This window comes from Mailhella sp. (assembly GCF_057866825.1).
This window is the reverse complement of record NZ_DBMAHT010000164.1, coordinates 1-3782: the sequence shown is the minus strand read 5'-3', so window position 1 is coordinate 3782 and position 3782 is coordinate 1. Positions and strand designations below refer to the sequence as shown.

Below are 3782 nucleotides of genomic sequence, written 5' to 3'. Positions count from 1 at the left end.
CGAGCGCTGGCAGCTCAAGATGTACGAGATAACGCCTCCGTCCCCGGATTCCAGATTCGACACCTACGCCGTGGACACGTATCAGGGCAGGATTATCCGCATCATGGCATCGTCGCCCGATGACGCCAGTGTGGACGGCGCTTCCACGCTGAACGTGCTTGAAAATCTGAAGCAGGAACTGGAGCGCCGCTACGGCGAGCCTTCGCTCAGCCTGAACGAGGTGGAGGACGCCGGGGACGATCTGCGCGGATACCTTGCGGATGAAGGTGGTCTGGAAGTGCTGGAATGGAATTTTGCCGGCGAGGAAAAGAAGGCGGACAGGCCGGGAGCGGTGTATGTGTTTCTGGCCGGTTCCGAGACCGAAAACGGCGCTCAGGCGACCTACTGCACGTTGTATCTGGAGAGCCCGGAATATCCCGCGCTCAGCGATCAGGCGGGGCAGATGGAAAATCAGCAGGACGACGGCGGGGACGATCAGCAGCTGAACGATCAGCAGCTCGAAGAGATGGATGAGGATCAGCAGGAAGAAGCCGTCGAAACTCAGGCCGAATAACGAGACGCGGAGCGGGCCGCCAGGTCGAAGGTAAGGCCGTCCGCGTGGTTGCGAGGAAAAGCTATGGAAAGAAGCGCTGACGTCGTGCGCCGCGCATGGGGATGTCTGCTCGGGCAGATTGCCGGAGATTCTCTGGGCAGTCAGGTGGAATTCAAGGACGAGGAAAAGGTCAGGGCCATGTATCCCGCCGGGATGGACGATCTGGAGGGCAGTGCCCTGTACCGCACGCTGCCCGGACAGCCCACGGACGACTCGGAAATGGCGCTGGCGCTGGCCCGCACGCTTGCCGCGGAGGGCACGTTCAACGCCGAGCGGATTTTTGTGGCCTATAAATCCTGGCTCGGCAGTCATCCCGTGGATTTTGCGCATTCGGTGTTCCGGGCGCTTCACGGCAAGCCGGATGCCCGAAGCGAGGCCAACTGCGCACTCATGCGCGTCAGTCCTCTGGGCGTGTTCGGCGCGAGATTCATTCCTGAAACGTCGCTTCCCTGCGACGACGGCGGAGAACCCGACATGGCCGTGCTGACCGAGGATGCCGGCATGAGAACGCTTGCCCGCTGGGCCATGGAGGAAGCGGCGCTGACCTGTCCACATCCTTTGTGCCGGGCGGCGAATGTCGCATACGTGACGGCGCTGGCCTACGGCGTGCGGAGCGGCTCTCCGAAGGGCATGCATCGTGCGGCGCTGACGGCGACGGCGGCTCTTTCCCGCTGGAACGACGACATGCCGCAGGCCGAGCTTTCCCGCGTGCTGGACTGCTTGGAACGCGCGGCGGTTGAGCGCCCTGCCGAGTATCAGAACGACATGAGTCACGTGCTGACCACGCTGCAGAACGGCTTCTGGCAGCTTCTCCATGCTTCCGACGCCGGGCAGGGCGTGCGCGACACCGTGATGAAGGGCGGAGACGCCGCAGCCAACGGCGCGGTGGCCGGAGCGCTGCTCGGAGCGGCTCTGGACATTGATTCCTTCCCGCAGCAGTGGGCGGATGCCGTGCTGGCCTGCCGTCCGGCGGCTGATCGTGCCGACGTGCCCCAGCCCAGACCTGAAATGTTCTGGCCGCTGGACTTCATGCCTCTGGCGGAAAAACTTCTGGGATGACGCGCTGCAAGAAGGCGTGAAAAAGGCGGGACCTTGCGGTTCCGCCTTTTTTCGTAAGAAGAATTTTTGAGAAAAACTTGCGGGAAGACGGTCAGCGCGAGGTGTCGGCCCGTCCCATGACTCTGTTGAAAAAGTCCTGAAGCATGAACACCAGACGGGCGTGTATGGTGTCGCGGGTTTCTGCGTCCACGCTGTTGCACAGGGAGGCCAGCGGCATGGCGGGATCGGCGTCCGGGCATGTGGTCTGGAGCGAGGGCGCGTCCGCCTGATGCAGCAGCTGGTACTCCGTGTTTTTTCCCAGCATGGCAACAAAGCGTTTCGCCTGTTCCGAAGGTCGGTTCCAGCGTTCCTTTTCCGCGCCTACGAACAGGCAGGGAATGTGGACGTTGGCGAGGCTGTCCTGGCTGAACAGCATGGAAAAGCCGGGCGAGACAAAGGCCATGGCCCGGAAGCGTTCGTCCGCCACGGGCGTGTTGTGGGAGAGAGGCGGCAGCAGGGGAAGCGCCACCGGCGGAGTGGGAATGTCGCGGATCCGGGCCAGCCGGAGCTGACGCTGATGGCTGCGCGCCACGGAGTCGGCCAGGCGGCGGAAAAGCTGTTCGCGGGCCTTGACGGCCACATGCATCATGACGGTTTTTTCTTCCCGCTCCAGCGTGCGGTGACGCATGCTCTCCACCAGCTCGTCCATGCGGCCGGAGAGAAACGGACGGCACCACGGGCTGTCCGTGGGGCGCAAAAGCTCCCTGACGTCAGGCGAAAGCCCTTCATCGGCCAGTGCAGGCGTAACCAGAAAGTTCTGCACCGTTCCTGAAAGCTCTTCCGGAATGCTGTGTTCGGCGACAGGCTTTGGAGGCACGACTTCCGGCACGGAGATGGGAGGAATTTCGTTGTCGGGGCGGATGTCGGGCTTGATGGTGTCCGGCAGGGTGAGCTCCGGTGAGGGAATCGTCATGTCTTCGTCGCCGTCCTCGGAAGCGGGCTTGACGGGCGTGCGTTCTCCGCAGAAGTCGGCCCAGGCGTCCGGGGTCATTTCCCCGCCGGCGAGCAGCAGTCCTGCGGATGCTGGCATGCCGAAACCGAGAAAGGCTATGCGGGAGGCGTCGGCCTGCGCGCCTATCTGAGGATGCTCAAGCACGACGTCGAGGGCAGCCCTGAGCTGCAGCGCGCGCACGGGCAGTTCCCGGTCGGAGAAGAGCAGCGCCATGTCCTCCCCGTTGTCGTGATCGTGCGTGGGGGCCGCCACGATGAATCCGCGGGAGGCGAGCTCCGCTGCAATGTCGTGATGCGTCCAGGCCGAGCCCGTGACGTCGTGAGAAAGAATGACGACGGGCCACGGTCCTTCCATGATCGGCGCATTGCGCGCGGCGCTGAAGCTCCAGTCTCCCACCTTCACGGTACCGGACTTGCGCCGCGTGGGATACCAGACGCCCATGTGAATCATGAGCCGCTGCGCGGGCAGACTGGAAGAAAGCGTGCGGTAGCCAGCGTAGATGGTCTGATTTTTCTGCCTGGCCTCCGCGCAGGGCGCAAGCATCAAGACCGTCAGCATGAAGATGACGATTTGCCGCGTCAGGCGGAACAAGGTCGGACAAAAAGCGTTCAGAGTCATGAGTCGGCTCCGCAGCGGAGCTTCCCTGGCTAGGCTTCGGGGTTTTCCTTGGGAGCCGCGAAGTCCACGGCCGGGCCCTGTTCCTCGCGGGGTTCCGCGGCCTTCACTTCGTTCCAGAGTTCGTCCTTTTCGTCCAGGCTGAGCGCCTTGAAATCGAGTCCGCGTTCGCGGGCCAGCTTTTCCATGGCTTCAAAGCGGGCGCGGAAGCGGTTGGCCGCAAAGTCCACGGCGGAACCGGCCTTGACGCCCATGCGGCGGCCGAGTTCCACGAGCGTGAAGATCATGTCACCGAGTTCGTGTTCCTTGGCGGCGTCGCTGCCCGAGGCGCGGGCATCGAGCAGTTCAAGCCATTCGGCCTCTACCTGCCGTTCCACTTCTTCGTCGTCGTCCCAGGTGAAGCCGGCGCCTGCGGCCTTGGCATGCAGCCGGTAGGCCTTGGTCAGCGGCGGCAGGCCGGAAGGCACGGAAGAGAGCACGCCCTTGGACGCTTCGCCTTCAGCTTCCTTTTCCGCCTTCTTGATG

Annotated in this window: 3 protein-coding genes and 1 pseudogene; 2 read left to right on the top strand and 2 right to left on the bottom strand. The window is 63.5% G+C overall.

What is annotated here, in order from left to right; translation table 11 throughout:
• Both ACZM96_RS10045 and ACZM96_RS10040 read left to right on the top strand, forming a co-directional pair.
• A partial coding sequence (locus ACZM96_RS10045; RefSeq protein ID WP_489488879.1) for a hypothetical protein occupies positions 1 to 553 on the top strand: 553 nt, incomplete at its 5' end.
• A gap of 63 nt (positions 554 to 616) precedes the next feature.
• Positions 617 to 1651: an ADP-ribosylglycohydrolase family protein gene (locus ACZM96_RS10040; protein WP_489488877.1), complete on the top strand. Its 1035-nt coding sequence runs from the start codon at positions 617 to 619 to the stop codon at positions 1649 to 1651.
• A gap of 91 nt (positions 1652 to 1742) precedes the next feature.
• Here ACZM96_RS10040 and ACZM96_RS10035 read toward each other — a convergent pair whose 3' ends face one another.
• Together ACZM96_RS10035 and ACZM96_RS10030 are read right to left on the bottom strand one after the other, a co-directional pair.
• The gene (locus ACZM96_RS10035) at positions 1743 to 3260 is read right to left on the bottom strand and encodes an alpha/beta hydrolase family protein (protein WP_489488876.1); all 1518 of its coding nucleotides are present in this window, start codon (positions 3258 to 3260) and stop codon (positions 1743 to 1745) included.
• Between the two features lie 29 nt (positions 3261 to 3289).
• Positions 3290 to 3782, bottom strand: a pseudogene (locus tag ACZM96_RS10030) (nucleoside triphosphate pyrophosphohydrolase); the annotation flags it as partial.